At 66.4% G+C, this 25,293-nt stretch carries 28 protein-coding genes and 1 tRNA gene; 11 read left to right on the forward strand and 18 right to left on the reverse strand.

Translation table 11 applies throughout. The annotated features are described in order from the left end of the window. Positions 1 to 260: 260 nt before the first annotated feature. Positions 261 to 1,190 carry an NAD-dependent epimerase/dehydratase family protein gene (locus tag FGF80_RS03830; RefSeq protein WP_006184548.1) on the reverse strand — a complete coding sequence of 310 codons (930 nt, stop codon included), beginning with the start codon at positions 1,188 to 1,190 and terminating at the stop codon, positions 261 to 263. A 184-nt stretch (positions 1,191 to 1,374) separates the two neighbouring features. On the opposite strand from FGF80_RS03830, the gene FGF80_RS03835 reads away from it, so the two are divergent. Continuing rightward, entirely contained in the window at positions 1,375 to 1,827 is a 453-nt protein-coding gene (locus FGF80_RS03835) for a MaoC family dehydratase (RefSeq protein WP_049907943.1), read from the forward strand. A gap of 251 nt (positions 1,828 to 2,078) precedes the next feature. Here FGF80_RS03835 and FGF80_RS03840 read toward each other — a convergent pair whose 3' ends face one another. The 3 genes from FGF80_RS03840 to FGF80_RS03850 all read right to left on the reverse strand — a co-directional run bounded on the left by FGF80_RS03840 (position 2,079) and on the right by FGF80_RS03850 (position 4,710). Continuing rightward, the gene (locus FGF80_RS03840; protein WP_138652292.1) at positions 2,079 to 3,338 is read right to left on the reverse strand and encodes a cytochrome D1 domain-containing protein; all 1,260 of its coding nucleotides are present in this window, start codon (positions 3,336 to 3,338) and stop codon (positions 2,079 to 2,081) included. Between the two features lie 111 nt (positions 3,339 to 3,449). After that, on the reverse strand, positions 3,450 to 3,734 hold the full coding sequence (locus FGF80_RS03845; RefSeq protein WP_138652294.1) for a sulfurtransferase TusA family protein: 285 nt from the start codon (positions 3,732 to 3,734) through the stop codon (positions 3,450 to 3,452). Continuing rightward, the gene (locus tag FGF80_RS03850) at positions 3,727 to 4,710 is read right to left on the reverse strand and encodes a hypothetical protein (protein WP_138652296.1); all 984 of its coding nucleotides are present in this window, start codon (positions 4,708 to 4,710) and stop codon (positions 3,727 to 3,729) included. Before FGF80_RS03850 ends, FGF80_RS03845 begins: the two co-directional genes overlap by 8 nt. Before the next feature lie 167 nt (positions 4,711 to 4,877). On the opposite strand from FGF80_RS03850, the gene FGF80_RS03855 reads away from it, so the two are divergent. Further along, on the forward strand, positions 4,878 to 5,789 hold the full coding sequence (locus FGF80_RS03855) for a hypothetical protein (RefSeq protein ID WP_138652298.1): 912 nt from the start codon (positions 4,878 to 4,880) through the stop codon (positions 5,787 to 5,789). 46 nt (positions 5,790 to 5,835) lie between these two features. Here the strand turns inward: FGF80_RS03855 and FGF80_RS03860 are convergent, their stop codons facing one another. Both FGF80_RS03860 and FGF80_RS03865 read right to left on the reverse strand, forming a co-directional pair. Next, entirely contained in the window at positions 5,836 to 6,444 is a 609-nt protein-coding gene (locus FGF80_RS03860) for a hypothetical protein (protein ID WP_006184541.1), read from the reverse strand. A 20-nt stretch (positions 6,445 to 6,464) separates the two neighbouring features. Then, complete coding sequence (locus tag FGF80_RS03865) at positions 6,465 to 7,067, reverse strand: hypothetical protein (protein WP_138655458.1); 603 nt, start codon at positions 7,065 to 7,067, stop codon at positions 6,465 to 6,467. Positions 7,068 to 7,181: 114 nt separating this feature from the next. Here FGF80_RS03865 and FGF80_RS03870 point away from each other — a divergent pair, with 114 nt between their 5' ends. Then, on the forward strand, positions 7,182 to 7,787 hold the full coding sequence (locus FGF80_RS03870) for a metal-dependent hydrolase (protein ID WP_138652300.1): 606 nt from the start codon (positions 7,182 to 7,184) through the stop codon (positions 7,785 to 7,787). A gap of 315 nt (positions 7,788 to 8,102) precedes the next feature. Here the strand turns inward: FGF80_RS03870 and FGF80_RS03875 are convergent. Both FGF80_RS03875 and FGF80_RS03880 read right to left on the reverse strand, forming a co-directional pair. Beyond that, positions 8,103 to 8,177 (reverse strand) — tRNA-Glu (locus tag FGF80_RS03875). Between the two features lie 118 nt (positions 8,178 to 8,295). After that, positions 8,296 to 9,489, reverse strand: a complete 1,194-nt coding sequence (locus FGF80_RS03880; RefSeq protein ID WP_138652302.1) for a helix-turn-helix transcriptional regulator — start codon at positions 9,487 to 9,489, stop codon at positions 8,296 to 8,298. A 187-nt stretch (positions 9,490 to 9,676) separates the two neighbouring features. Between FGF80_RS03880 and FGF80_RS03885 the strand changes: the two genes are divergently transcribed. After that, a complete protein-coding gene (locus FGF80_RS03885; protein WP_138652304.1) occupies positions 9,677 to 10,255 on the forward strand; it encodes an MBL fold metallo-hydrolase in 579 nt (192 codons plus the stop codon). Positions 10,256 to 10,308: 53 nt separating this feature from the next. Here FGF80_RS03885 and FGF80_RS03890 read toward each other — a convergent pair whose 3' ends face one another. From FGF80_RS03890 to FGF80_RS03900, 3 genes are all read right to left on the reverse strand, one after another. Beyond that, on the reverse strand, positions 10,309 to 11,139 hold the full coding sequence (locus FGF80_RS03890; protein WP_138652306.1) for an ATPase: 831 nt from the start codon (positions 11,137 to 11,139) through the stop codon (positions 10,309 to 10,311). Next, entirely contained in the window at positions 11,136 to 11,402 is a 267-nt protein-coding gene (locus FGF80_RS03895; RefSeq protein WP_006184535.1) for a DUF5827 family protein, read from the reverse strand. The genes FGF80_RS03890 and FGF80_RS03895 overlap by 4 nt, the downstream gene beginning before the upstream one ends. Positions 11,403 to 11,507: 105 nt before the next feature. After that, positions 11,508 to 12,503, reverse strand: a complete 996-nt coding sequence (locus FGF80_RS03900) for a terpene synthase family protein (protein ID WP_138652308.1) — start codon at positions 12,501 to 12,503, stop codon at positions 11,508 to 11,510. A gap of 120 nt (positions 12,504 to 12,623) precedes the next feature. On the opposite strand from FGF80_RS03900, the gene FGF80_RS03905 reads away from it, so the two are divergent. Then, positions 12,624 to 13,340: an MBL fold metallo-hydrolase gene (locus FGF80_RS03905; RefSeq protein WP_138652310.1), complete on the forward strand. Its 717-nt coding sequence runs from the start codon at positions 12,624 to 12,626 to the stop codon at positions 13,338 to 13,340. A gap of 128 nt (positions 13,341 to 13,468) precedes the next feature. After that, positions 13,469 to 13,903 carry a hypothetical protein gene (locus FGF80_RS03910; protein ID WP_006184532.1) on the forward strand — a complete coding sequence of 145 codons (435 nt, stop codon included), beginning with the start codon at positions 13,469 to 13,471 and terminating at the stop codon, positions 13,901 to 13,903. A gap of 262 nt (positions 13,904 to 14,165) precedes the next feature. Here FGF80_RS03910 and FGF80_RS03915 read toward each other — a convergent pair whose 3' ends face one another. Together FGF80_RS03915 and FGF80_RS03920 are read right to left on the reverse strand one after the other, a co-directional pair. After that, the gene (locus tag FGF80_RS03915; RefSeq protein WP_006184531.1) at positions 14,166 to 14,432 is read right to left on the reverse strand and encodes an elongation factor 1-beta; all 267 of its coding nucleotides are present in this window, start codon (positions 14,430 to 14,432) and stop codon (positions 14,166 to 14,168) included. A 5-nt stretch (positions 14,433 to 14,437) separates the two neighbouring features. Further along, a complete protein-coding gene (locus FGF80_RS03920) occupies positions 14,438 to 14,617 on the reverse strand; it encodes an HVO_2753 family zinc finger protein (RefSeq protein ID WP_006184530.1) in 180 nt (59 codons plus the stop codon). A 291-nt stretch (positions 14,618 to 14,908) separates the two neighbouring features. Here FGF80_RS03920 and nreA point away from each other — a divergent pair, with 291 nt between their 5' ends. Both nreA and arcD read left to right on the forward strand, forming a co-directional pair. Further along, positions 14,909 to 16,210: a DNA repair protein NreA gene (gene nreA / locus FGF80_RS03925; protein ID WP_006184529.1), complete on the forward strand. Its 1,302-nt coding sequence runs from the start codon at positions 14,909 to 14,911 to the stop codon at positions 16,208 to 16,210. Between the two features lie 251 nt (positions 16,211 to 16,461). Then, entirely contained in the window at positions 16,462 to 17,898 is a 1,437-nt protein-coding gene (arcD, locus tag FGF80_RS03930) for an arginine/ornithine antiporter ArcD (RefSeq protein ID WP_138652312.1), read from the forward strand. 28 nt (positions 17,899 to 17,926) lie between these two features. On the opposite strand, the gene FGF80_RS03935 is transcribed toward arcD, so the two are convergent. From FGF80_RS03935 to FGF80_RS03945, 3 genes are all read right to left on the reverse strand, one after another. Further along, positions 17,927 to 19,000 (reverse strand): AI-2E family transporter, encoded by a 1,074-nt coding sequence (locus tag FGF80_RS03935; RefSeq protein ID WP_138652314.1) that lies wholly within the window; start codon positions 18,998 to 19,000, stop codon positions 17,927 to 17,929. A gap of 227 nt (positions 19,001 to 19,227) precedes the next feature. Then, positions 19,228 to 19,923, reverse strand: a complete 696-nt coding sequence (locus tag FGF80_RS03940; protein ID WP_006184526.1) for a CPBP family glutamic-type intramembrane protease — start codon at positions 19,921 to 19,923, stop codon at positions 19,228 to 19,230. 4 nt (positions 19,924 to 19,927) lie between these two features. Then, complete coding sequence (locus FGF80_RS03945) at positions 19,928 to 20,215, reverse strand: DUF5789 family protein (RefSeq protein WP_006184525.1); 288 nt, start codon at positions 20,213 to 20,215, stop codon at positions 19,928 to 19,930. A 142-nt stretch (positions 20,216 to 20,357) separates the two neighbouring features. Between FGF80_RS03945 and FGF80_RS03950 the strand changes: the two genes are divergently transcribed. After that, a complete protein-coding gene (locus FGF80_RS03950) occupies positions 20,358 to 21,359 on the forward strand; it encodes a DUF7139 domain-containing protein (RefSeq protein WP_049907932.1) in 1,002 nt (333 codons plus the stop codon). Positions 21,360 to 21,441: 82 nt separating this feature from the next. Here the strand turns inward: FGF80_RS03950 and FGF80_RS03955 are convergent, their stop codons facing one another. Both FGF80_RS03955 and FGF80_RS03960 read right to left on the reverse strand, forming a co-directional pair. Beyond that, positions 21,442 to 21,927, reverse strand: a complete 486-nt coding sequence (locus FGF80_RS03955) for a metal-dependent hydrolase (RefSeq protein WP_138652316.1) — start codon at positions 21,925 to 21,927, stop codon at positions 21,442 to 21,444. Between the two features lie 78 nt (positions 21,928 to 22,005). Next, the gene (locus tag FGF80_RS03960; RefSeq protein ID WP_138652318.1) at positions 22,006 to 22,518 is read right to left on the reverse strand and encodes a CinA family protein; all 513 of its coding nucleotides are present in this window, start codon (positions 22,516 to 22,518) and stop codon (positions 22,006 to 22,008) included. Positions 22,519 to 22,673: 155 nt separating this feature from the next. Between FGF80_RS03960 and FGF80_RS03965 the strand changes: the two genes are divergently transcribed. Then, complete coding sequence (locus FGF80_RS03965) at positions 22,674 to 23,774, forward strand: pyridoxal phosphate-dependent aminotransferase (RefSeq protein ID WP_138652320.1); 1,101 nt, start codon at positions 22,674 to 22,676, stop codon at positions 23,772 to 23,774. Between the two features lie 73 nt (positions 23,775 to 23,847). After that, positions 23,848 to 25,287, forward strand: coding sequence for a glycosyltransferase (locus tag FGF80_RS03970; protein ID WP_138652322.1), 1,440 nt, complete (start codon positions 23,848 to 23,850; stop codon positions 25,285 to 25,287). Positions 25,288 to 25,293 lie beyond the last annotated feature (6 nt).

A 25,293-nucleotide genomic window follows, 5' to 3' on the forward strand; every position in this document is an offset into this window, starting at 1 on the left:
TCCGTCCGGTCGTCGCCTCGGGCGCTATCGGTTCCGTAACTAGACCGCGGAAATTTACTACGAATATAAATTATTTCTGCAGCCAGTGGCGTTCGGGTGGACCACACGAACGGTACCGGTATTCAATTTCGAACGGCGGCCAGTCAGCGGTGCCGGATTATCTCACCGGTCAAACGCTCGGACGGAAGTCGGCCGTGTCGGATCGTCGACGGCGACCCCGATCGGTCCCGGTCGACCGTCCGGGCAACCAGCGCGGTGGCTCACCCGTCCGTATACTGTGAACAGACTCGCCGGATTCCTTCCTCGAAGTCGATCCGTGGTTCCCAGCCCACTTCGTCGCGAATCTTCGAGGCGTCGGCACAGGTGTCGTGGACGTAGACCGAATCGGGAATCGGGTTCTCGACGTATTCGGGTTGGATATCGGTTCCGAGTTCGTCGTTTATCATCTCGACGACCGTGTTGAAGTCGTACGCCTCCCCCGTCCCGAGGTTATAGATGCCGTCGAGTTCGTTCGCCGCAGCCCGCTCGAGTCCCCGAACGATGTCGGAGACGTGCGTGAAGTCCCGCGTCTGGGTGCCGTCGCCGTAGAGGACGGGCGACTCGCCGGCGGCGATGTCGTCGGCGAACTGCGCGATCACGTTGGCGTACTCGCCCTTGTGTTCCTCGGCACCGCCGTATCCCTGATAGACCGAAAAGAAGCGCAACCCGGCCATCGACATGTCGTAGTGATTCGAGAAGTACTCGCCGTATCGTTCTCGGGCCAGTTTCGAGGCCTCGTAGCCCGTGTTCACGTGCACGTCCATGTCCTCCGGCGACGGCTCGGTCCGGCTGCCGTAGATCGACGACGTCGAGGCGTAGACGACCGTCTCACAACCGTCCTGACGAGCCTGTTCGACCACGTTGACGAACCCCTCGACGTTCACCCTGGCACCGGTCGTCGGGTCCTCCTCGTGCATCGCATAGGACGACAGCGCAGCCAGGTGGAACACCACGTCGACGGCCGTCGGCAGGTCGTCGTCGAGGACGGTCGCATCCACGAATTCGACCTCGTCGGACAGGTTCTCCGGAGTTCCCAGATAACAGTCGTCGACGACGGTCACGTCGTTGTCCTCGGCGAGATGGTTTGCCAGATTCGATCCGATAAATCCCGCGCCTCCGGTGACGAGGACGGATTGTGCCTCGAGAGCCATATCGGAGAAGTCATTCGACGGGCAATAGATGTTGGGAAAGGCCGAGGGGACGACGGTCGATCGCGCCACGACCGGATACTGGCGGATTCTCGAGCGTCTCCGGGATCCCACGGCCGATCCGGTCCCACCGTCCGGGCTGCCTCGTCCCACAGCCTCTTGCCACCGCATGACACACATCCCAGTCATGCGCTACTACGAGGATATCGACATCGGGGACACACACGAATTCGGTTCGTATCACGTCACGAAAGCGGAGATCATCGAGTTCGCGGAGCAGTACGACCCGCAGCCGTTCCACACGGACGAGGCGGCCGCCGAGGACTCCGCGTTCGGCGAACTGGTCGCGTCGGGCTGGCATACCGCCGCCATGTGCATGCGGCTGCTCGTCGACGGGCCGCTCCAAAACCGGGCCAGCATGGGTGCCCGCGGTGTCGACGAACTTCGGTGGAAACGGCCAGTCAGACCGGGCGATACGCTCTCGATCCGCAGCGAAGTGGTCGACAAGCGCGTCTCCGAAAGCGATCCCGAGCGCGGCTACGTCGACAGTCTTCTCGAGGGGATCACCCAGGACGGCGACGTCGTCATCTCGTGGATCGGGCTCGGCATGATCGCGCGTCGAAACTCGACCGAAGGGTGAACTGTCATGGCGCGCGTCGCGGCTCGAAGCGAGACCGGGTCCGGCGAGGGGTGCGATCCGTTCGCGGACACCGACGCGGGTGATACCCACGTCTTCCGGGGGATGGACACCGCCCTAAGCGGCTTTCGAGTGGCGCGAGACAGCCACAGTCACTGCACACCTGCTCACGCCGCGACCATACGAGCGGTATCGAACCGGGACGGTCGAGACGTGCGCTTCCGACAGGGGACCAAGTGGCCGTCGGCATCCGGTCACGGCTCGGTCGCCCGATCGCCGAGAAAGGTTCCGGTCGGCGTTTCCACGCCATCGATTGCGGCGGTCAACGCTCCCGTCGAGCTATCGAAGACGAGTAGCGTCCCCGCGTCCCAGCAACTCACGTAGACGTGATCCCCGTCTCGGGTGAACTCCGGGTGAAGTGACCGCCCGTCAGCCCACTCGGTCGTGTCGATGACCGTCGAGACGACGAGTTCGTCCGGATCGATCTGGTAGATGACCCCGTCGTTGTCCCTGTCGGTGTCGTCGAAGATGACATCGCCCCAGACGTACTCGCTGTCGGGATGTGCCGTACAGAACATGCCGTGGCCCGGAATCCGGATGTCGGCGATCGGCTCCCCGGTCTCGAGGTCCCACGCCGTTACGGCGTCGGTCATCACCGTGCCCGTAATCCCGAGCCCGCGCCGCTCGTCGAGCGCGCCGGGGCTGGGATGGGGTGGTCCGGCGGTCGGGACTCGACCGACGACCTCCCGCTGCCGAACGTCGAGAACGTAGAGGCAGTCCTCGGCCTGCGAGGCGAGATAGAAGTAGCGGTCGTCCGGCGAGAACACGCCATCGTGGAGGACCCGACCGACATCGATCTCGTCGACGATCGGGAACTCGGGATCATCGTACTCGACGAACCAGACCGTCCCCGCATCCTTCAACACGAGCAGAAAACAGCGTTCCCCCGGTACGTCACGGACGGTACAGATCCGCGAGGCGATCGACTGCCCGTCGGGATCGACCGCGTGGGCCGGGATTCGATGCAGCGGCTCGAGCGTGTCCGCATCGAGGATGACGGCGTGGTTGGGGTTGTAGTAGCCTGCGATGAGGAATGCCGAATCCGACGAGATCGTGATCGCCCGCCCCGACGTGCCGGCACGGATCCGCCCGACCAGTTCGCCGCCGAAGAGATCGAGCTTGCTCACCCACCCCTGCCGCGACTGGACGTACGCGTACGCGCCCTCGCGAGCGTTCTCGGGCAGCTGACGGTGGAAGACGATCGAGTGGGGCGCTCGGCCCACCCCGTCGACGCGGCCGACGCGCTCGTGGCGGGTGGTATCGACCAGCGAAACCGATCCCGGCCGTCGCTCCGCGACGACCAGGAGGTCTCGCAGATCGGTGACGCCGTGGCGGGGCGCGGCCGGCAGCGTACGCTCCTCCAATCGCATCTCGCGGGAATCGGCGATTTCCTCGAGTCCCATCTCGCGAAACGACGGCGGTCTGACCGTACTGGCGGCGAGTTGATCGCTCATCGGTCTCTGCGTACCGTTTTGGCTTCGTTCGAAAATACACGGCCGCGAATACGTTCGGGCGGTCACTACCGGGCCGGGGAACCGGCCGGCGAGAGCGAGCCGGTTACCGATCTATTCCTCCCCGATTTCGAGGTACGTCGTGTACTCCGTCCGAAGCAGCCCGCTCCGATCCGTTTCGATCGCGAGCAGATCGTGGTCGGTCTGGGCCGCCAACTGCGTGTACTCGCCTTTCGCCCGCCGATCCGTGCTCCGAACGCACAGTATCGCGCCGTCCTCCAAGTCCTCGAGCGCGCGCTGGACGCGAGCGATCCCGCTCGCACAACCCGTGCCACGGTTGTCGACCGTCATATCGGGGTCGACATCGGGTGCCGTCTCGGGGACCGCCCCCTCAGTCATCGGCGTTCCCCTCCGCCGGCGCGGCCGGCGGCTCGCCCTCCCTGATCCCCTCGAGATCACAGACGCCGTCGATGGGCGAGCAGGCCCGCCACATCGGACAGAGCGTGAAGATGACGGCCAGCAGTCCGATGATGCCGACCTTGGCGAGGACGGCGATCCCGATCGGCGCGGCGACGTAGGTCTCGAGCCGAACGCCGAAGCCCGTGACGGCCTGAACGAGTCCCGTCAGGAACAACAGCGGGATGATGAACCGCACCGCCCAGCGGAACCGCTCGAGTTGCTCGCCGGCGGCTCGCGCGACGGCGGCCGTCGGCTGCTGGTGGCCCGTGGGGACGGCGACGAAGATGTTCCAGACGGCCCCGCCGATCCACGCGACGAACGCGAGGAGGTGGATCGTTCGGACGGCCGCCGCGGTCGGGCCCAACCCGCGGAGGCTCACCTCTGCGAGGCCCGTTCCCACCACGGCCGCAAGCGCCAGCGCCAGCGCGAGGAGGCCGGCCGGTCGCCGGAACTGTTCGTCGACGGGGTCGGTCCCTCGCGTCGTCACGACGAGGGTGCCGAACCACGCCGCGAGCAGAACGCCGAGGCCGACGACGAGCGGGCCGCGTCCGAGTCTCGCAGCGTACGCCGCGAGAACGACCGGACCGGTCACCGCGAGGACCGCGACGGCTCCGGTCGCGATCTCGTCGAAGCGCGCGTACATCTCCGCACAGTAGTCGCCGGCATCCGTCCCGAGGTCCCGTGGCCGAACGAAGCAGTGTTTCCAGACGAGTCCGCCGGTGAGGACCCCCAGTGCGACGAAGTAAAGCCACTTGGAGAGCGTGACGGCCGCCGACTGGCCCCCGAGCCGTCCGCTCACCCACGTCCCGGCCAGCGAGCCCGCCAGGATCACGACGAGCGCGACCTTCGGCAGCACGTACTTATCGAAGAGATCCGTCGCGGCGGTCGTCCGCATCGTTGCCGGTGAGTCGGCCATCGAGTAGTCACCTACCCAGCCCTCGTGGCTCACCGACGCTAAGTTCGGTCACGGACATATTCGCATCCCGGTTCACGGCGGCCGCTTGAGAGCGGTCGGTGCGGGCTCCCGAACATCTCCGGAGACAGCGTTTGGGACGTGTCCGCGGAAGTCTCACCCAACGTCCGATGAGCGAGACACCGACGGCGGCGGACCGACCGACGACAGTCCGGTGGGAGCGGTCACCGCACGGCGAGTTCCCCGCGCCGATCATCGCCCGACTCCCCTACGCCGAACTCAAACTCGAGCACCCCGATCTCGAGCCGACCGGCTACGGCGAGTCGTTCTTCCCGGACGCCGTGCCGTACGCGTCCGGCGACACGCATCGGATCTTTTACTGGCGGTCGGCGCTGCGGGATGGAACCGGTGACCGCGGGCCGCCGGCGACCTGGGAGGGGATCTGTGCGACGCCGGCGACGCTCGGGGTCGTCCCGACGGCCGAGTCGAACGTGTTCGACCTCGTTTCCTCTCGGGACGATGCGACGGTAGTCACAGTCGATGCAACGATCGCCGGCGAGTCGACGACCGCACTCCTCGAGTCGTACGCCGCTCCGACCGTTCGCGTCCTCGAGCGAAGCGAATCGCGCCTTCGACTGGTCGCCGAGGGGACCGAATACGCCGTTCGAACGGGAACACGACGCCGGATTTCGCTCGCCGAGCGGACGGTCGAACGGGCCGACGGTGGCGACGGAGCGACGACGACCACGCCCGAACTCGTCGTGCGAGTTCCCGGCGAGCGGGAACTACATCACCCGGCCCTCGGAGCCGACTATCGGCTGTTCCCGTCTTTCGGGGTGGACCTCGAGACCGTGCCGAATCCCCTTCCCGTACCGACGACGAACGGCGAACTCGACCACGAGGCGCTCGCGGAGTCGCTTTCGCTCGACCTGTCGGCACGTCCCTATCCCGAACGCGTCCTCTGGCAGGCGATCGCCACCACCGCGTTCGACCCCCACGCCCGCTCCGAGACCGTCCCCCGTCTCTGCCAGTTCCCGACGGGACACGTCGGGCTCTCGGTCGATCGGGATGGCGGCGAGTAACCGGCCGGCGAGCGGCCACCGTCTCGAGGGGGGTGCCGGCGGGTGGTCAGAGGTCTGCCGAGAGCAGTCGCTCTCTGACCGTCTCGGCGACGCCGGTCAGGTGAGCCTGTCCGAACATCGCGACGAGAAGCGCGCCGAGCGTATTGAACATGAGATCGCGGACGGTGTCGTCGAGACCATGCTGGGCCAGCGGCATCGTGAGCCCGGTTTCCGCGGCGACGCGGTCGAGCCCGAACTCGAACAGTTCCCAGCCGACGCCGAAGGCCATTACGACCACGAAGATGTAGACGAACGCGATCCGACGCGGGACGTGGATGTCCGCGACGTGCAGGTCGATCGCTCGAGCGGTCGTATAGCCGATGCCGGCGATCAGCGAAGCCGACAGCGCGTGCGTGAGATGGTCCCACCAGCCGATACGGCCGTACAGGCCCGCCGACCCGAGCGTATGGAGAAACACGGCGGACGTAACCCACAGGGCGAGCCACGGATCGAGCGGCAGGTCGTAGTTCCGTTCCAGCAACGCCGGCAGGAACGTGATCAGGAGTCCGATACCGCCGTTGAAGACCGCTTTCGGCTGGCCCGCGAGGATGCCATAGGCGACGAGTCCGACGAGAACGAGTTGCAGCACTCGCGTGAGCCGTCGCTGGGCTCGCATCGAGGGCCGCGGGAGACGACTCATCGACGCACCACCCGTCTGAGCACACGCCGGAGTTGTCGATCGCGCCGTCTGAAGTACGCGTCGAACAACACGCCGGCGGCCAATCCGGCGACGGTCACCGAGAGCCACTCAGTCATTAGCGCCTCGTTCGTCGAGAGATAGGACGTACCGAACACGCGATCCAGGTTCCATCGCAGCATGGTCCACGCCGCGACCGACGCCAACGTCGTCAACACGACGAACGTGATAGCGAACCAGTGGGTCACCTGCAGCGACGTGAACATGTGGAGTTCAACCGTGATGAGCAACGCCAGCCCCGCGACCGCGAGATAGGCCGCAAACGTGCCGACGCTGCCCCCGAACAGTCCCCGAACGAGGATGGGCAACGTCGCGAGGACGAGGAGTTCCCAGGGCAACATGACGCGCCATGCTCCGGCGGCGATGGGCGGAATCAGGACGACCGTGCCGACGCCGGCGACGAAGATGAGCCACTGGCGGTCGAAATCGAGCGCGCTTTCGACGAACACCATCGCGAGGACCCCGACCACCAGCCACGCGAGGATGGCGTTTGCCCGACCGCTTCGAAACAGCCGTTCGAACGCGTCCTTCGCCGCGTCCACAGTCGGGTCCGAAGGAGCACCGCTGCCGTTCCTCGGCATGTGCAGGGCCGACACACTATCGGTCCATAAACCCGCCGGTGGGCTTATCTCGCTGACTCCCCTTCGAACTGATACATGATGCTCCCGACACACGCGCTGCTGGGACTGGCTATCGCAGCGCCGCTCGTCGTCGTCGCCCCGGAGCTCGCACCGGCGGCGCTCGTCGGCGGGTTCCTCGGCAGCGTGTTGCCGGACCTGGACCTCTACGCGGGCCACCGGCGGACGCTCCACTATCCGACGCTGTACGTCGTCGCTGCCGTCCCGGTCGTGATCGCGGCACTCCTCGTCGCGACCCCGTGGCTTGTCGCCGCCGCCTTCCTGTTTGCCGGTGCCGCACTCCACTCTCGAATGGACCGGTACGGTGGCGGCCTCGAGCTTCGGCCGTGGGAAGGGACCTCCGACCGGGCGGTGTACGACCACGTCAGGGACCGCTGGCGGGCACCGAAACGCTGGATTCGCTACGACGGCGCACCGGAAGACGTGGTCCTTTCGCTGGCCGTTAGTGCCCCGCTCTGGATCGTCCTCGAGGGGCCATTCCGCTGGCTCGTCGGTCTCGGCGTGCTGGTCGGCGGGGTGTACGGCCTCCTTCGGCGACAGCTGGCGACTCTCGCCCCGGTCGTGTTCGGGTCCGTCCCCGAGCCGGTCGTGGAGTACGTGCCGAGTCGATACAAACACGACTGACGCCGCGGCCGGACAGACGAGTCGGGTATCGGCGAGACGAGCGACCGGCGTTCGGTTCGCTACGGAATAGGCGACCGATCCGAACCCGTACTCGTGACTGGGCGAACAGCGTAGAGCGTGCTTCACTCACCGCCCTGCTCGTCGCTGCTCTCGAATTTAGTGGGGACGATACCGCCGGAACCAGGGCCACGTCCGTGTCCGGGAAGTCACCGTTCGAACCGACAGCGGAGACGAGGGGAGTCCGGATGCTCGTCACTCGCTGGGACACGGATTACCGACGCTGTGTCGGATTCGACTCGACGAAAGAAGTGGAAGTGCTCCGACTGGGATTCGAACCCAGGTCATTGCCGTGAGAGGGCAATATGATTGGCCGGACTACACCATCGGAGCGGGCTTCGTCTTCACTCCATCGTAGCGCAGTACGATGTTTAAGCATTCCGTTTCGATCCAGGGGTGTCGAACGGTCCCACGCGATCACGTGCCGGCGACTCATCGCCAACGGTCGCCGCTATTCCTCGAAGGGCGATTTCGTCGCTTCGGGCTCGAAGCCCTCGAGGCTGATGATGTTTTCACGGCCGACGCGGAGTTTACTGATCGTTCCCTCGTCCTCCATGTCCGAGAGGAGCATGCTGACCTTGGATTTCGACCAGCCGGTCTCTTCGACGATGTTGACCTGCTTCATTCGGCCGCCGTTCTCCCGAATGAGCGCGACGACGCGATCCTCGTCGGTCATGAGTTCTTCTTCGGAGAGAGCGGCCCCGTCGCCCGTGCTCGAGTCGCCGGCAATATTGGGTTCCGGCGTCCGCTCGGCCGAGCGGTCGGTCACAGTGTCGGCAGGGGTATCGCCGGTTCCGGGCCCGTAGCGGCGGTACCAGACGGCGGCCGCGATGCCGACGCCGACGACGAGGAGGGCGGCGAGATACCAGCCGCGGTCACCGCTCATCGCACCGACCGGTCCCTGTTCGTCGCTCCCGACGGCACCGCTGGTCGAACTGGTCAACTCCGCACGCGGGCGGCCATCGTCGAACTGCTGTTCGCCGCTCCACTCGACCGAGGTCGCGGTCTCGAGCGAACCGCCGTCGTACTGGCCGTCGGGGTCGGGGCTGACGGACCGGAACCGGAGATCACCGCCCGCCTCGAGTTCAATCGACTGATCGGGGGCCAGATAGAGACCCCGAAAGACATCGCCGACGATGATCGTCTCGCCGTCGACGGCGGCGAAGTTCGTCCACGTGAACGACATTTCGACGACGCCGCGCGGATTGATCCGTCCTTCGTCGACCCGGATGGACCGATCGAAGTTCGTCGCAGCCATCTCCCGACCGGTCTTCTGCGAGCCGGCCGCGGCCAACTCACGCGATTGATTGATAAACGCCTCGTACCGTCCGGTCTCGTTGGCCTCGAACGACTCGGCGAACGCCCTGAAGTTCCGTTCGGCCTCGGTCGCGTTCTCCTCGTTGGCGAACAGCCGTTCGTGACGGAACGTCCACGTCGCGCTGCCGTTCTCGTACACCGTGATATCAAAGGTCGTGTCGTCCCAGTCTCGTTCCTGTGAGACGAACGGGGCCGGGTCCGCGGGAGCGGGCTCCGAGGGTGACTGGGGAGCGATCCCGGCGGCCGTTAGTACAACCGACCCGCTGGCGCCGGCAACGGACGCGAGGATGATGAGAGCGACGAGTCCGACGGAAACCGGCCGATTCATTCGTCTCCCACTACGTGCCGCAGCTAAAAATCCTTGTGAATACACGGATCAGATCGTTTGACTTCCAAACCGCGCCATAACTCCCTCCTTAGCCACTCTAAGGCCTATTTCGACGCACCCGGGCCGCGTTCGGCGATCGACGCGCCGTGTCGATACCCACAAACCCGACGACCGCGTACCGGGTCACGTGATCTCAAACATCGCGCAGGGCGTGCAGGCGTTTACCAGCAACGTCTTTCTGGTGAGCGGGGACCGACCCGTGCTCGTCGATGCGGGCGCGAACTTCGACGTCGTCGATGCCGTCCGCGCCCGCGTCGACGACCTCGAGGCAGTGCTCCTTACGCACACGCACCGCGACCACGTCGGCAACCTCGCCGCGGTGAAAGACGCCTTCGACGTCGATGCGTGGGGGTACGATACCTCGATCGAGGGCGTCAACCACCCCATCGCGGACGAGGACACGGTCCGGTTGGGTGACGACGAGTACGTCGCGCTCCACACCCCCGGACACAAGAACGACCACCTCTGTTTCTACTCGGAGCCGGCGAGCGTGCTGTTCGCGGGTGATCTCGTCTTCCAGAACGGCAGTTTCGGACGCACCGATCTCGAGGAAGGCGATCGCGAGACCCTGATCGAGAGTATCGACCGCGTCCTCGAGCGAATCGACCCCGATCTCGCGGCACTACACACCGGTCACGGCCCGAGCGTGACGACGGAGCCCTACGAGCACGTCGAACTGTCGGCCCGGATGGCACGGCAGGCCTGAGTCCGGGTCCAGAGCCACGCGCCGGTTCGTCGCGATCGACGGCGGCCGACTCCTCACTCCCGTCCGGCGGCCTCGAGCAACGCCTCGTAGGCGTCGGCGTACGCGCGTGCGACCAGTTCGGGATCGGCCCGTCGATCGCTGCCGAGTGCCGGAAGCGACACGTGCTCGAGCGGGTCGAGATAGTCGAGGACGTTCGGAACGCGCTTTTCGATGGCCCCGTCCCTGGGACTCGAACTGGTGATCTCGCAGGCGCGACAGTAGCGATCGCCCGGATAGATCCGCGCGCGGCCGGGTTCGACGGCCGCGACGGCGGCGATCGAGGAAGGGGCAAGCCCCTCGAGCGGCCGCGCGATGTCGCCGTAGGATTCGACGACGGCGACATCGGTCGCCTCGATGTCGGCAGCCAGTCGCTCGAACGCGGGGACGTACCGCGATTCGGCGAGTTCGTTGAACTCGGCGACGCTCTCGATGGGGATCGCGTCCTCGAGCGGGAGCGCGTCGGCGACCTGCGCCGGCAGATCGGCGGTCGCGTTGCGGACGAACAACGGGTCGTCGCCGTCGCGACCGATCCGGTCGACGAGGAACTCCCTGTCCGCTCGGCCGAGCAGACCGGTCCCGCCGTCGGGAGCGGGCCGCCACAGCCGGTGGACGGGGTTGAGTCGTTCCGGCGGTCGATCGCGGCCGTCCGCCGCCGAGAGGCGTGTCGCGTCCTTGCCGTAGAGGCGGCCCTCGGCGAGCGCTCGCCGGCAGTCGTCGTGGTCGAACCAGAAGTCGTTGCCGGCGCGCGGCTTATACCCTACCGCACCGGTTCGCTCGAGCAGGCCGGCCGAGAACGTGGTCTTGCCGGCGTCGACGCGATCGGCACCGACCACGAGGAGGATCATTCTTTCAGGCCGTAGTAGCCGGGCTCGTCTTCGTCCCGGGGTTCGGCGACCACGAGGTCGTCGGCGTTGGTCATGACCCACGGAATCGCCCAGTCGAGCAGGACGTCCTCGGTTTCGGGGTCGAGTTCGGCGTCGGGATCGGCTCCCTGTAGCATCCGGGCGATCTCGTAGACGGTGTACATCTGGTCGTCCTCGAGCAACTCCGCGGGCGTGTAGAAGTCACACGGCGGAAGCTGCTCGAATTCGGACTTCGGAACCGGCATGCCCGGCCGTACGCGGGCGGGCCACAAGACCGCACCGATCCCATGTCCCGGTTGCGGTCCGCGATTCGGGTTTCGGGACGTCACGTCGGTCCGGCGGGCAATCAGTCAGGCCGACGTCCGTCTCGCGAGCTGTGACCGGAAGATCGGCTCGAACCCCTCGAGATAGGCTCGAACGTCGAGCGAGTCGATCTCGCCGCAGTAGTCGGTGGCCAACTCGTACTCGTGACACCACCGGTCGATGAACTCGTCCTCGATCCCGGACTCGCGGATTCGATCGACGATCGGATCGACGGTCGCATCGGTCGGGGCTGTCCGGATCGCTTGAAGATCCGCGCGTGAAACGACCCCCGACTCGAGGGCGCGAACCACGACGGCCGAACTGTAATCGCCCTCGGCGAGTTCCCGTTCCCAGGTGGCGATCCAGTTGCCGATCCGTGCCATCCGCTGCCCGTGAGCGACGACGTTCCGAACGGCCGATAGCTCCCGGGATTCGAACGCGAGGGCGTTGGCGAGATCGATATCGGCGAACGGAAAGAGCATCATGTTGTAGACGTCGTACGTGCGGAGTTCGCGTTCGCCGACGAGGCCCGGGTACTGAGCCAACAGCGCCGAGTAATCGACCGACTGCAGTGCCTGTCGGACGTCGAACCGGAACAGATCGGCGAACTCCGCCGCGCGCGGACCCGCCGCGTACTGCTCTACGAGCGCGTCCCAGAGGTCCTGCTGAAACCGGACGTACTCGCCGTCGACGCCCGCTCGGGTCGGATCGGCGGGCCGGGAATCGAACGGGACCAGGAGCAACTCCTCCAGGGTCGTCCGATCGCTGTGGCACTCGGCGACATCGTCGATGACGGTGATGAACATGGTTGCCAGTACTTTCGCGTCGCGAACTCGCTGGCCGTACTCGTCGCTCACGCACGACAGTCTGAACTCGGGTTCGATCGCGTCGAACCACCGCCACGCCGAGCGGTCCCGGTCGGCGATCAGTTCGTCGTACGCGTCGGCGAGCGGCCGCACCGTTTCCGAGAGCGTCCGCCGCTGTGCGTCCGAGAACGGATCCGATTCGATCTCGAGCGGAGGACGTTTTGCCTCTATTTCCATTACTTATCACTAGAGCCGGCGGCTATAAATTATTTGTTGACAACTAGTACGGGATTAGTTCAATGAGCCGGGGATCGGTGTCGAGGACGAGTCGCGCGGACGGAGCCGAATGATGCTTTCATGGCGAGCACGAACGACTCGAGTATGTCGGCAACTGACGACGAACACGACACAGGCGTCCACGTGCTGCCGATCACGGTCGAGTACGGCGGGCAGGAACTCACGATCACGCCGACGCTCGTCGAAACCGACCGCGGCCCGATCCTGATCGACGCCGGTCCGCAGGGTGCCCTCGACGGGGTTCGGACCCACCTGCGATCGCTGGGGTACGACCTCGCCGACGTGTGGCTCGTCCTCGTGACTCACCGCGACGGCGACCACGCGGGCGGGCTTGCGGCCTTCCTCGAGCGAGTCGATGCGGTCGTCGCGACCCACCGCGCGGCAGCGCCGTACGTCTCCGGCGAGTCGGAACCGGCCGCGGGCGACGGCGATCGCTATCCGCCCGTCGATGTCGATATCGAACTGGCCGACGGGGTCCGGTTCCCGACGCTCGCGGGGCCGATGGAGGTCGTCGCGACGCCCGGTCACGCACCTGGACACGTCTCGCTGTACTTCCCGGACGCGAACCTGCTCGTCGCCGGCGATGCGCTCGTCGCTGACGGGGACGCTCCCCTCGCCGGTCCGAAGCCTCGCTTCACGCCGGCAATGGAACAGGCGATCGACTCCGTCAGGACGCTGGCGGACCTCGAGATCGATCACACCGTTTGCTACCACGGAGGGTACGTGGACCAGGGGACCGAACGCATTCGAGAGATCGCCCGCCAGTCGCGCGAGTAACGCCGTGGCCGGACCGCCATCCAGCGGGGGTCCCGCTCCGAAACGGTGCGCTCCCACTCGAGTGTGCGGGCGAACGGAAACGGACGGAAGCGGAATTCTCATCGGTGTCCGGCACTAACCGACGCACAATGCGACTCGAACTCCGCGTCTGTCAGCACTGTCTCGACGGCGACCACGGCAACGAGAAACGGACCGCCGTCCTCAACGACATGGTCGACTGCGCCGAACAGATTCAGGAGTACAAGGAAGTCATCGACCTCGACGCGGTTCACATCCGCAAGGTCAGGGACGACGAACCGGGGAAGCCGGCGGCGCTGCCGGTCGTCTCGGCGACGATCCAGAACGATCAGGTCGTCCTGAACGATACCCAACTCGTCGCCGAGGGACAGGACGGAAACATGCTGGTCTACACCAACCCCGACGACGTACTGACGGTGCTCGCGGGCAACCTGGACGAGGTCAGTAAGGCCGTGACCGAAGACGTGACCGTCGACCTCTCCGCGGTCGGCGCGGAAATCGTTTCGCAGGCCGACCTAGGCGCGAACCGGGAGCAAGAACAGTAACACCCACCGCGCGGTAGCCGACGGTGCTTCCGCGTCCGGGGACGATAGCTGGTCGTCTCTCGAGCCAGAGGCGAAGAGAACTGTACGGGACCGCCGATTTCGTGAGCGCTGGCGGAGGAGCCGACCGGCCGGGCCGACACCACACCACGACACGCATTGGCGACGGTCCGGTGGCTGCGGTTCGCGACGGACGCCGCTCGCAACGCCGCGACTGGACGCCTCTATCGGCGTTCTGGAACGACTAAAATCCGCGAAAACGGCCTTAGATACGGCCGACGTTTTCGACGCCGACGCTTTCGACGCCCTCGACGTCCGCGAAACTCTCCTCGACGGTCTCCGTTCCGCCGGAGCCGTCAGGGACGATCACGGTCGGGTAGAGCGCGACGAGACCGAACGCGACTTCGTCGCGTTCGACGCCATTGATCTTCGCGCCCTCGGGGAGGGCACTCTCGAGGCGCTCCTGAAGCGCGTCGAGGTCGATATCGGGGCTGTCCGGCATGACCTTGATTTTGGCAGCGACTTTTCCCATGGTAGTTACGGTCCGGTGAATCCGCAGTCGGGGCACTCGTAGAGGTTGCTCTGTTTGCGACACTTGGCACAGCGGTAGATCTGCTGGCCGCAGTCGGGACACTTGAACGCTGCGGCGTTCGTGCCCGCGATGTTGAGCCCGCAGGAGACGCAGGAACGCGTCTCTCGGTCGTCGGTCGTACTCATACCCCTCCTTTCCCGCCCGCCGTTTTTAACTCTTTTCAAGGCACGCCCACCCTCGAGAAAGACTAACACGAGACATGCAGGACGCCGTTCCGGGCGGAGTTTCTGAGCCTGAAAACGCCCTTGCGGGTACTTTACGGATCGGCGAGAACGCTCGAATGAGGTTCGGGGGTCCGACGACCGACCGAACCTCTGCCTCTGACATCTTCCACGGTCGCTGGCAGTCACGAACCCGCACAGCGACCGGCTTCCGGAACTCAACATTCAACACCGTGCCGTCCCTACGTCGGGTGAATGCGCCTCGACGACTACATCGAGGACTTGGAGCCCGACGAGGAGGCCGAGCGTCGCCGCCTCGCCAAGGAGAAGTCCTACGCGATCACGGACCACTTAGAGGAGTTCGAACGGAAGTTCGACGACGCGCTGAGCGGTGATACCCTCGTCGGGTCGACTTCGCCGTCGATCTTCGTCGGTCGATCGAACTACCCGGACATTCCCGTCGGGTTGCTCTCCCCGGTCGGCGACGAGGGTGCCGCCGAGGAGTACGTCACCGATGGCGACTGGTACCGACAGGGGTACGCGATCGACGACGTCCTCCAGCGCCGGACCGGGCTGCTGAACTCGAGCAAGCGGGCGAACGTCGAGTCCCCGTCGATCGCCAGCCGGCTGACCCCGTCGGTCCACGACACGTGGGACGGCTTCGTCGGCGTCCAGCGGGAGGTCGCCATCGCCGACCGTCCGGTCGACCTCGAGATCGGATTGGACGACAAACCCGATCTCGGACTCGATGCCGGAACGGACGTGGCGACGCCGCGTGGCCCGCAGGCGAACGCCCGCAACGCGGACCTCACAGAGAACCCCCACGTCCCGCGGCCGGTCAAGAAGACCCTCGAAGACGACGACTGGCAGGCCGAGGGCGCGATGACCTACCTCTATCGCCGGGGGTTCGACGTCTACGAGATCAACTCGATCCTCTCGGCGGGCGCGCTCGGGCAGACGAAACAGCGCCGGCTGGTTCCGACGCGGTGGTCGATCACGGCCGTCGACGACACCGTCGGGCAGTACCTCCGCGGGCGCATCCGGAACGCGCCCAGTATCGACGAGGTCCAGGTCTGGGCCAACGAGTACGTCGGTAACCGGTACTGGATCGTCCTCGCGCCGGGCACCTGGGAGTTCGAACTGGTCGAGATGAAAGCCCCCGGCAGCATCTGGAACCCGAACCCCGAGGACGACCTCTGGATGGCCAGCGCCTCGGAGGGGTACGAGGGTCGCTCGAGCTACGTCGAGGAGACCGCGGGGGCCTACTACGCCGCTCGACTGGGCGTCCTCGAGCACCTCGAGTCGATCGGCAGGCAGGCGAAGTGTCTCGTTCTCCGTGAAGTATCGGACGACTACTGGGCCCCGGTCGGCGTCTGGCAGGTCCGCGAAAGCGTTCGCAACGCCTTCGAGGGCGAGTACGGCGAGGCCGAAACGTTCCACGGGGCGGTGTCGGAGGTCGCGACCCGATTGCCGGTTTCCGGCGCGCGATTGCGGCGCAAATCCGAACTCGCGGCCGGATTGCAATCGAATCTGAACGCCTTCTCGAACGCGAAGTAACGGGCGACGGGGGCGTCGACCGACGACCGAGAGACCGCCGACAGCGGTGCTTCGGTCCAGCCACCGCTGGAACCCGTCGTGATTCGCTTCGTGAGTTCTCTCGCGGGACCGACCGTCTCGAGCCTGGGGCGAGCCGAAATATAGTTGGAGATGACTGTTCGTTCGACAATAATGTGTCCACTGCTACCAGCCCGCATACACTGGGGTAATAAATCGCTCAATTTTTATGCCCGAAATGCATACCACCGATGATGACATTCGACTTTACGCCGACTACAGTCGACGACCTCGACCCCGAACGACGGCCGTCGTTCGTTCTCGCACTCGTTCCGGTGCTCGCAGTCGTCACGTTTCTCGGGATCGGGTCGGCCCTGCTCGGGCTGGCCCCCCACGTACCGCTGCTCTGGAGTATCGTCTTCGTCGGCGCGTTCGGTCGCTATCTCGGCTATCAGTGGACCGACCTCTCCGATGGGATCACCAACGGCCTCCTGATGGGGAGCCAGGCGCTGTTGATCCTCTTTACTATCTACGCGCTGATCGCAACCTGGGTCGACGCCGGGACGATTCCGGCGATGATGTACTACGGCCTCGAGTTGCTCACGCCGACGGTGTTCCTGCCGGTCACGGTGGTCCTGGCCGCGGTCGTGGCGTTTTCGATCGGGTCCTCGTGGACGACGGTTGGGACGCTCGGGGTCGCGTTCGTCGGAATCGGGGCGGGGCTGGGCGTTCCCGCGCCGATGACCGTCGGCGCGGTCATTTCGGGTGCCTACGCGGGCGACAAGCAGTCGCCCCTCTCGGACACGACGAACCTCGCGGCCGGCGTGACGAACACGTCGCTGTACGACCACATCCACCGCATGCGAACGGGGACGGCCATCGCGTTCGGGCTCTCGATACTCGGCTTCGCCGCGCTCGGGCTCCGGGCCGGTGGCGAGATTCCGGTCAATCGCGTCGCCGAAATCCAGACCGCGCTCTCGGGGACGTACGACCTCTCCGTGCTCGTCTTCCTGCCGCTGATCGTGACCTTCGGGCTCGCCCTCTACGGCTATCCCGCGCTTCCGACGCTCGTAGTCGGCGTCGTCGCCGGAGTCTGCACCTCGATCCTGGTCCAGGGCGCGGGTTTCGTCGCCGCCTGGGAAGTCTTCATGAACGGGACCGCGCCCGAAACCGGGACCGACCTCGTGAACGAACTCCTCGCGACCGGCGGCCTCACCGGCTCGGCCTGGACGATTACCGTCGTCGTCGCCGCGCTCTCGCTGGGTGGCCTCCTCGAGCACACCGGCGTGCTGGCGGTGCTCGCCGACCGGCTCTCGCAGGCCGTCTGGAGTTCCGGCAGCCTGATCGCCGGTACCGGTCTCTCCGCGATCCTTATCAACGCGCTCACCGCCCAGCAGTACATGAGTATCGTCCTTCCCGGGCTGACGCTCAGAAACCTCTACGAGGAGTTCGGCCTCGATAGCGACGAACTCTCGCGGGCCGTCGAAGCGGCCGGGACGCCCACCGGCGCACTCATTCCGTGGCACGCCGGCGGCGTCTTCATGGCCTCGGCGACCGGCGTTCCCACCCTCGAGTACGCGCCGTTCTACCTGTTCGGGCTGCTGTCGCCGCTCGTGCTGTTCGCGATGACGCTGACCGGTCGCGGCGTGCCGACGACCGACCGTGCCGAACGAGTCCAGACGGCCGACTGAGACGACCCGCTCGCGGCCAGCTCGTCGGTCACTCGGTTTCGACGATGGTACGCTCGCGGCCGAGATCGGACTCCGGAGTATCCGAAGCGGTCCCCTCGAGTCGATCGACGACCGTCAGACAGGCCTTGAACGCCGCGAGGACGACGGGCCCGACGAACAGACCGACCACGCCGAAGAGGGAGACGCCGCCGATGACCCCCAGGAGGGCCGTCGCGGGATGTAACCCCGAGCGCCGGTCGACGAGGTACGCGCGCAGATAATTGTCCGCCACGGTGAGCACGGCGAGCCCGTATCCCAGCAGGACGACGGCGCGGACGGGGTCGCTCGAGGCCGCGTGGGCGAGCGTGACCGGGCCCCAGACGAGCCAGACGCCGACCGTCGGGAGAAACGCCGCGAACACGAGGACGATCGCCAGCGTAGTCGCGTACGGGACGCCGAGCAGTGCGAGCCCCAGGCCACCGAGTATCCCCTGGACGATCGCGACGAACACGTGTGCCCGAAGGGCCGCCCGGGTGACGGCGTGGACTTCTGCGAACAGTTCGTCGAGCACGTCCCCCTCGAGCGGCGCGGTCTCGCGGAGCCAGGCCACGAACGCGGGCCCATCGACCAACAGATAGTACAGCAGAAAGACGACGACGAGCACCCCGACCGCGACGTCCATGCCTGTCGTCACGAGATCGACGCTGCGGGCCAGCGTCAGTTCCGCGACATCGGAGATCGATCCTTCGAGTTCCGACCGGAATGCGGATTCGAGCGCGGAGACCGTCTCGTCGCCCATTCCCAACTCGTTCCGAGCCATCTCGCGGGCGGAGACAACGAGTTGGGCGCTCTCGATCGACTCGAGGGTCGAGACGCCGGTACGGAGCACCACCAGCGACACGAGCATCAGCGGAACGATGCCGGCGGCGACGGCGCTGCCGGTACACGCGAGTCCGGCGAGCCGCGGGCCGACTCGCGGCTCGAGTCGGTCGTAGGCCGGTCGAAGGACGACGGCGAGCAGACAGGCCGCCAGCACGTACTCGACGAGCGGCAGAACCAACAGGGCGGCGAGCCCGCAAAGGACGGCGACGAGGAGGGCGAGAAACGTCGTTCGGGCGTCCATATTTCAACGTCTTGAACAGAACCCATAAGTATTGGTGTTTCTGACTGTGTGTCGCGGTTACAGGAGGCGGCGGCGACCGTCGCCGAATCGAGCGCGGTCGCGGCCGGCCGCACGATCGACCGCACCGGTCGTCGTCGGGTCGAGAGGGAACGCCATCGTCGGCGGCTAGTCGCCGACGACCCGTAACGAGCCTCGTGATCGGGCCGGAGCCGCCGGGCGGCTCACCGCTACACCGGGACCGGCAGCCACTCGAGGAACCGGAGCACCAGCGTCGGTTCGAACACCGGCTCGTGGAGTACGAGCCAGTCGAGTAAGACGAGGCCGCCGCCGTGGGCGACGACCGAAGGGAGGATGGAGTCGGACTTGTAGTCGACGGCACCGAACAGGACGTCCGTCGGCCCCGACAGCACGAACTCGATCGGCGGTTTCGAGGCGTGGTGGAGCATGTAGATCACGGGGCTGATGAACACCGCGCCGAAGCCGAGTTTCTTGACGCCGACGCAGAGCAAGCCTCGATAGTAGGTCTCGGCGGCCAACGCGAGGACGAGGAGTTTGACCGCGTGGGGGACGAACGCCGCCGGCGCGGCCGAGGTCTCCCAGATCGGATAGAACGCGCGGATGGTCGGTAGCGTCGAGCCGACGATGTAGAACGGCAGCACGAACGCGGCCAGCAGAACCGTATTTCGGAGCGCGAGCCGATCGATCCGCCAGCCGATTCGCTTTCCCTGCGAGAGCGCAAGCGCGAGCGGTCCCCCGATCAGAAGAACGCCGTCGACGACGGTTCGGTGGGTCAACGCACTGGGAACGACGCGCATCCACAGGACGGTTAGGACGGCACCGAACAGCAACGACTGCTTGACCCAGGTGAGCCTCAGGCGATCGGGGAGCCACTGGCCGTCGCGCCGCCCGGACTCGGAGGCCACGGTGTCACTCGTCGGCGGTCGGGACGGGACCGGTCCCGATCACGTCCCGGACGTGCCCCTCGAACTCCTGGCGGCGCTGGAAATACGTCTCGTCGATCGACTCGAGGACGGTCGACAGTTCCCGTGGGCCATCGGGCGTTCGAATGACGGCGTCGCCCTCGAGCCGACGGACTTCGCTCTTCTCCTTGGGCCAGGTCAGCCGCGAACTCACGCGGGCAAGCGGTGCGCCCTCGACTGGAGTGTGCTCTCCGAGCGAGACTGCCGGCTCCGCGTCCTCGTCCTCGTCGCTCATAGCGGGTCGTTTGCGAGGGCGGCGATTCAAGCTTTCGTTTCAGCGGGTGCCATCGAAGCGGGTGTCGACCACGGCCGGACCTCTCCGACAGCCGAGGTGTGTCTGACGTATCGTTTTGTGATGGGACGCCAAACGGGCGGGTATGACAAGCCTGACGGAGGCCTACGATGGGACCGCACCGGGGGTGACGAGTCGCCGCCTGTATTCGGGGATGGCGCTCGTGGTCCTCGGTGCACTCATGGCCGTCGTGGCCGTGCTCGTGGCGACGACCGACCTCCTCGGCGGATACGCGGTTGCGCTCTCGGGGGACATGTCCGCCCGGTTCGCGACCGTCCGCGCCGCGAGCATGCTGGCCGGCCTCAGCGTCCCGACCGTCCTCGTCGGCGTCTTCGTCGTGTTGCCGGCCGGCCGTCGCGTCCAGGCCACGGCCGCAATCAGCGCGAGCCTCTGCCTGCTCGGGGTCGTCCTCTTCTGGTACGCCTACCCCGAACACTGGCGCTACGGCAGCGAACAACTCACGCTCGAGGTCTCCGCGATCTACCTGCTCGGACTCCTGCCCGCGATCTGGTGTCTGTTCAGCGCCGTCGCCACGTTCAAGCAGCGCAACGACCCCGGCGGGAACCTCGAGATGAACGTCACCCGCCACAACAAGACCGTCCTCGAAGTCGACGACTCGAGCGATGCGGGCGGGCTGGGCGGCATCGGCTTCCTCGGCGGGACGCCGAACGGCGATGTCGAAACGCAGACCAACGGGACCGACGAGGATAGCGCGACCGAGTCAGGCGGCACGTCGCTTTCGTACGACGAAAGCGAGGGCGAGAGCCGGTCCACCCGACGGTCGGCCGCTTCCTCGCGGCGAACCCGCACCACCGAACCCGGCCGCCCCGCCGGCGCTGCGACCAGTGACGGCGGGTCCGCTGCGAGCGATATTACCTCGCCGCTCGAGTCCGGCGACGGCCGCGACGCGGAGATCGTCGAACCGTCGCCCGAGACGCCCGACGAACCGACGGACCGCTACTGTGGGAACTGCGAACACTTCGAATACGTCCGCTCATCCGAGGGGATGGTTCCCTACTGCGCTCGCCACGACAGGGCCATGGACGACATGGACGCCTGCGACGAGTGGTCGCCGAACCGGCGATAGATGTGCCGCCGTTTCGTCCCGTGTTCCGCCGCCCGACCCTCGATAGCGACGGGCGGCGATGACTAGTCGCCCGCGTCGGGGGCTAGAGCCCGAGTCCCCGCCGTCCCATCTCGAGCCCCCACTGGGGAATCTCGAAGACGACAAGCGCGACGAGGAGGAGCTCGGCGACGGTCACGGCGACCATCATCAGGTCGGCGCGCTCGCTGCTGACCGCGACGCCGATCGGGAGGCCGAACTCCTTCTTCCAGACGGGATAGAACAGCGCGATGCCGCGCTTGCTCCCCGCGACATCGAGGACGTAATGGGTCAACACGCCCATCCAGACGTACTCGAGGTTTCCGAACACGTGCGGAAACGCCACGAAACCGGCCAGAACCGGCAGGTTGTGGAGCGTCTTGCGGTGCTTGCCGAAAGCAGTGTCGACATCCGGAAACAGTGCGCCGAGCGAAACCGGGACGCCGATCATGACGATCGTTTTGAACGTCTCCAGGTCGCCCGTCGGCTCGAGGAGATACCCGAGCCCGATACTCAAGAGGACGGCATTCAGTACGTGCCCTTTCTTGTTCATCTAGCCGCATCTGGGGAGTCGACGAGGGAATAGTTTTCTCTCGAGAGAGTCAGTCGTCCGGACTCGTTTCGACCGGCCTCACCGCGAGTCGATTTCGGCGAGCAGGTCCGTGAGGGCCTGCTCGACCGTCTGTGCTCGCACGGCCGCCCGGTCGCCGTCGAAGACGTAGCGGGAGACGGTCGCGTAGGACTCCTCGCTGCCCCACGGCCCCCCGTAGGAAACGCCGATGTAGACGGTCCCGACCGGGTTCGCCGCCGTTCCGCCGGCGGGACCGGCGATTCCGGTCGTCGAGACGCCCCAGGTGACGTCCGTGACGTCCCTGATCCCCCGTGCCATCTGGCGGGCGACGGGTTCGGAGACCGCCCCGTGCTCGTCGAGCGCCTCGCGACTGACGCCGAGATGGCGGCGCTTGGCATCGTAGGCGTAGGTCGTCAGGCCCGAATCGAAGTAGTCGCTCGCCCCCGGGACGGCGGTGATCGCCGCGCCGATCAGGCCCCCGGTACAGGATTCGGCGACGGCCAGGGTCTCCTCGGCGTCGCACAGCGCGTTGGCAACGTCCCGCGACAGGTCGCGGTCGATGGCGTCGTTCATGCCCGATTCCATGGGCGGCGGCGTTGTGAATGCGGGGGGTACCGGCCGAACGCAACCCAGATCCGAGCGCGTCGGCTCCCCTCGAGTCACCGACACCAATTCCGCTCGATCGGGAAACGGAAAGAAAGACGGGACGCGACCGCCAAGTATCCGACATGAACTACGAGACGCCGCTGTTCTTCCGCGTGATGAAGTACGCGGACGCGGCGGGCCACGATGTCATCGACATGGTCAGCGGGAACCCCGACTGGGAGCCCCCCGAGGCGCTCCGCGAGGGCCTTCACGAGTACGCCGACTTCGAACCCGACCGGTTCCAGTACGCGCCAAGCGAGGGCCTGCTCGAGTTACGCGAGGAGATCGCCGCGCGGCGCGGCGTCGATGTCGACCAGGTCGTCGTCACGAACGGGACCGGCGAGGCGAACTACCTCGCGATGGCGCGGGCGCTCGAGCGCGAGCGCGGCGACGAGATCCTGCTGACCGATCCGGTTTACCCCTACTACCCGGGCAAGACGACGATGCTCGGGGGCACCCAGCGGTACGTCGCGACCGACGACGAGGGCGGACTCGATCCCGCGGACGTCCGTGCGGCCGCAAGCGAAGAAACGGCTGCGATCGTCGTGACCACGCCGAACAATCCGACCGGGGCGGTCTACTCCGCCGAGACGATGCGGGACCTCGTCGGCGTCGCCGAGGAGTACGACGCGATCCTCATCAGCGACGAGGTGTACGACCATTACGACCTCTCGGGACGGTTTTCGAGCGCGCTCGAGACCGACTCCGCCAACCGGATCGTCACCAACGGCTTCTCGAAGTCGATGGCGATCACCGGTGCTCGCGTGGGTTATGCGATTTTCCCGCCGGCGCTCGTCGCCGACGCCAAGAGCCGCCACATGCTGGTCAACGTCGCCACCACGCGCCCCGGTCAGTACGCGGTTCTAAACGCCCTTCGGGAGACGGGACCCGACTATTACGAGCGCAATCGTGACCTGCTCCGCGAGCGCGTCGACACCTTCACCGACGCGCTCGATGCGGCGGGTGCGGAGTACACCAGACCGAGCGGGTCGTTCTACGTGATGGCCCGCTTCGACGGCTATCCGGGCACGATCGCAAACGTCGAGCGACTGATCGACGAGGCCGGCGTCGCGGGGATGCCCGGCGACGCCTTCGGCGACTCCCGAACCGAGTGGCTGCGGTTTGCGCTCGTGACGCCGCGCGTCGCGGAGGCGGCCGAGCGGTTGGCTGCGTACTTCGACTGACGGCCCTGACCGTTCGGCGGCGACGACAGTCCGGCCGAAATACCGATACGTCGGGCGGCCGACTACCCGCGTAATGCTTCTCGAGGCCGTCGTCGCGGTGTTCGTCCTGACCCAGTTGGCTTACTGCGTCGGCAACGGCGCGCTGGTGTCGCTGCTCGTTCGTCGGCCCGACGCCCTGGTCGATGACGGGACCCTCGAGCGAATCGTCGCGGGAGCCGATCTCGACCGTACTCGGGTACCGGCACGGTCTGATGGGGGAGTGAGTGGTGGAGCCGATCCCCCATCGACGGACGTGAGCCGGCCGGCGAGCGAGCCGCGACCGACGGCCCGATCGGGTTGCCGGCTTCCACAGTCGGCGGTCCGTCGGGTCCGCGTTCTCGTGCCGATCTACCGCGAGACGCCGGCGGTTCTCGCGGAGACCCTCGACAACATCGCCGCCCAGCGGTATCCCACGGCGGCCGTTTCCGTCTCCGTGATCCACGAACCCGACGATCCGACCGTGTCGGCGGTCCGCGAGTCCGCCGCCGCTCGCGAGGACGACCTCGACGTCGAGTTCGTCGCGGTCGATCGGGCGGCGCTCGCGGCCGATCGCTCGCCCGGGGACTGGACGTTCAGTGGGACGGGTGTCCCGCGGACGAAGGCCGCTGCCCTGACCTACGCGTTCACGACGCTCTCGCTCGCGCCCGACGACGTCGTAACGGTCTTCGACTCGGACACGCAGGTCCCCCTCGACACGTTCGAACTCGCCGTCGCCGGCCTCACGGAGTACGACATCGTCCAGGCGAAACAGACGGCGCGAAACGTCGACGACGGACTCCTCCCGCTGCTCGAGTCGATGGGGATCGCGGCGTGGTCCGACCTCATTTATGCGAACTCGGCCGACGGCCCCTACCAACTGCTCGGGAAGGCGTACTTCACGTCGGCCACCGTTCTGTACGAACTCGACCGGTGGCAACTCGACGCGGTGACCGAGGATATGGCGTTAGGCGTTGCGGCCCACGAACGGGGCTGTACCCTCGGCATCATCGACCGCTACGTACAGGACCTCTGTCCGGCCGGCCTCGAGGCCTGGGTCCGGCAGAAACGCCGCTGGGTTCGCGGCCCGTACCGGCACCTGCTGACGCCGGGCTGGTCGGGGCGCGAGCGCGGTCGGTTCTGGGCGGGAACCGTGTTGACCCAACTCCTGTCGGTGACGAACGTCCTTGGCCTGCCGGCCGGACTCGCCGTCCTGTGGCTGACCGTCACCGACTCGACAGGAGTCGTCCCCGCGTCGCTGACCCCGGTCATCGCGTTCAACGGCATCGTCTGGTGGTACTATAGCTGGCGGTCGTACCGTGCGGCCTGGGAGGCGGTCACGTTCGACAGCCGGTGGGATCGGTTCCGGTACTCGCTGGTCTCGAACCCGCTTACGCAGGCCCTGTACGCGACGCTGTGGACGGTTCCGATCTGTCTGGCGCTCGCTGATGCCATCCGCGGTGCCACGCCGACGTTCGACGTGACGCCGAAGAACTAACGTCGC

Origin of the sequence: Natrinema pallidum, assembly GCF_005890195.1 — an archaeon.
Lineage (GTDB): Archaea > Halobacteriota > Halobacteria > Halobacteriales > Natrialbaceae > Natrinema > Natrinema pallidum.